The 2,136-nt window shown below is 60.6% G+C and carries 3 protein-coding genes; 1 reads left to right on the plus strand and 2 read right to left on the minus strand.

Annotated features, from left to right (window positions below):
- Nucleotides 1–502, plus strand: a 502-nt coding sequence (locus OXC99_02920; protein ID MCY4623938.1) for an IS1595 family transposase, incomplete at its 5' end; no start/stop codon positions are given.
- Between the two features lie 142 nt (nt 503–644).
- Here OXC99_02920 and OXC99_02925 read toward each other — a convergent pair.
- Together OXC99_02925 and OXC99_02930 are read right to left on the minus strand one after the other, a co-directional pair.
- Nucleotides 645–917, minus strand: coding sequence for a hypothetical protein (locus OXC99_02925; GenBank protein MCY4623939.1), 273 nt, complete (start codon nt 915–917; stop codon nt 645–647).
- 532 nt (nt 918–1,449) lie between these two features.
- Entirely contained in the window at nt 1,450–1,806 is a 357-nt protein-coding gene (locus tag OXC99_02930) for a hypothetical protein (protein ID MCY4623940.1), read from the minus strand.
- Nucleotides 1,807–2,136: the final 330 nt, after the last annotated feature.

The raw sequence follows: 2,136 nt of genomic DNA on the forward strand, positions 1-2,136 counted from the left end.
CAAGCGGAAGGAGCTGGCGGGCACCGGCCGGGGCGCGGTGGGCAAGACCGCCGTGATCGGCGTGAAGGATCGCGAGAGCGGCGAGGTGCGCGCCGAGGTGATCGAGAGCACGGACGGTGAGACCCTCAAGGGCTTCGTCCGCGAGCATGTCGAGCCGGGCGCCACCCTCTACACGGACGAGGCGAGAGCCTACAAGGGGATGCCCGAGTTCGATCACGAGGCGGTCAATCACAGCGTCGGCGAGTACGTCGACGGGATGGCGCACACCAACGGAATCGAGAGCTTCTGGTCCATGCTGAAGCGGGCGCACAAAGGCACGTTCCACAAGATCAGCCCGAAGCATCTTGACCGCTACGTCCATGAGTTCGCCGGCAAGCACAACATCAGGGACTCAGGAACTCTCGTCCAAATGCGGGATACCGTCGCCCGCTTGGTCGGCCGCCGGCTCCTCTACCGCGACCTTATCGCGGACAACGGGCTTTCGTCGGGTTCCGGGGCGTAGCGGCTCCGTCCTACGGAACAGCGCCTTCGCCAGCGTCTCCGGCGTCGCGCCCACAAGGTCACGGGCCGGGTCGAGCACGGGCTTTCCTCGCGTCATGGCGCCGCCCTCCAGGCGACCTCAGGCGGGTAGCGGTCCTCGCACCTCACACGCCCAACTCCCTGCGGCGGTCTTCGAGCCTCTTCACCTCGGCTTTGGCGTGATCAACTTTGACAATCAACTCCACGGCATCGGTCAAAGTAAGGTGCTCGTTGAAGAGCGCACCGACAGGGCGATTGCCTTCGAGCCAAGAGGCTACGTTTCGCAGTTCCTTCGCGATATTTGTAGCCTTCTCTTCCAGACAGACTGCATGTTTCCGGGCATCAGCGAGATCGCTAACGATCCGGCCGATGATCTGGTGCTCCTCGTCTTTCGTCATCGCAGGGGCGCTCCTTACTCGCCTGGGCCAACAAATTGCGATAGGTTTGCGGTCAGTTGGGCTAGACTATGTGCCTCACAAAGAGGAGGGGACAGATGAACGATAGTGCCGAAGCCATCAGTGGCGGGACACGTTCCTCGCTATTTGAGCAGCCTCCCGAAGAGCCTTCCCTAGAGCATCCGCTTCGTCCGGTAGAAGGGGATATTGTCGCAGAGATACTCCTTTGCCCGCGGGAGGCTCATTACCCGTACCGGGCCATTCGCGAATCTCAAGCAAAACATCCCCCCCATCAGACGCCCTAACTGTAACGTGGCGGCTAACCATGACAGGCTCCTTCATGGGAGCCCCGGCTTGACGATACCTCCGCAATCCCTTATTCAGGACATAGCTAAGGCGCGCGCGGCCGAGGCTCGCGGTTGAAACAAAGCCCTGGGGGCGTCCACCCCTGGGGCTTTGGCGCTTGTAGCACACATTGACTCCGCGCCCACCGGCCCGCCGTGTGTCAACTTGATAATCAAGAAAGCGTAGAGACTCAGTCATCGGTTTTGTCCACGACATCGACTGATAAGGTTGCGGTTGGAGCGGGCATCGAGATTTCGCCCAAAACTACATCGACGGGCAGCGCAATAGTCACGCGGCCGTTAGGCATACAAACAATCCGAGCCCCAGCGGGCAGTGCGCCCCACCGAGTGCCATCTGGCTCCGTGGGCTCCATGTCGATCTTGCCGAGCACATCGACGAGATTGTCGAATGGAATATATTCGGCACCACCGATCCTGATGGTCGAAACCAGCCTCTCCGCCTGTCCGAGCGCCTTCCTGACAGCAGCTTTTACCCGGTCAGCCCAATTCTCTGTCAGGTAGATGACGCTGAAGATCAGGGCAGCCATGAACGACGCTCCGAGAACACTCCAGAATAGAGGAGGTGGAATTGCGGCGATCATGTCGGAGGCTCCGCGATGCAACTTGGCGGCATCGTCTGGCAAGCCGGCCAACCCGATCCAACTTGCCAGCCCCCAAAGCGCCCCCCAAAACCACGCAAACGCAGACACAAGGCCCGCCCGACGTTTCCAGAAAGGTTTCTTCGGTTCCATTCCCCGACGCTGCCGGGATTCGGGGCACTCGTCAAGTCATCTTTGTAATCCCCAAAGAAATGGACTGCCGAGGATTATCGCACTCGCGCGGTGGATCACACCTTTTTCTCCTTCGGCGGCACAGGC

It is taken from the genome of Chloroflexota bacterium, assembly GCA_026713825.1.
Taxonomy (GTDB): Bacteria; Chloroflexota; Dehalococcoidia; order Lucifugimonadales; family UBA1127; genus UBA1127.

Bases quoted from the DNA above. Each gene is read 5' to 3' on its own strand.
- OXC99_02930 (MCY4623940.1), bottom strand. From the start codon at position 1,806: ATGGCTGCCCTGATCTTCAGCGTCATCTACCTGACAGAGAATTGGGCT.
- OXC99_02925 (MCY4623939.1), bottom strand. From the start codon at position 917: ATGACGAAAGACGAGGAGCACCAGATCATCGGCCGGATCGTTAGCGAT.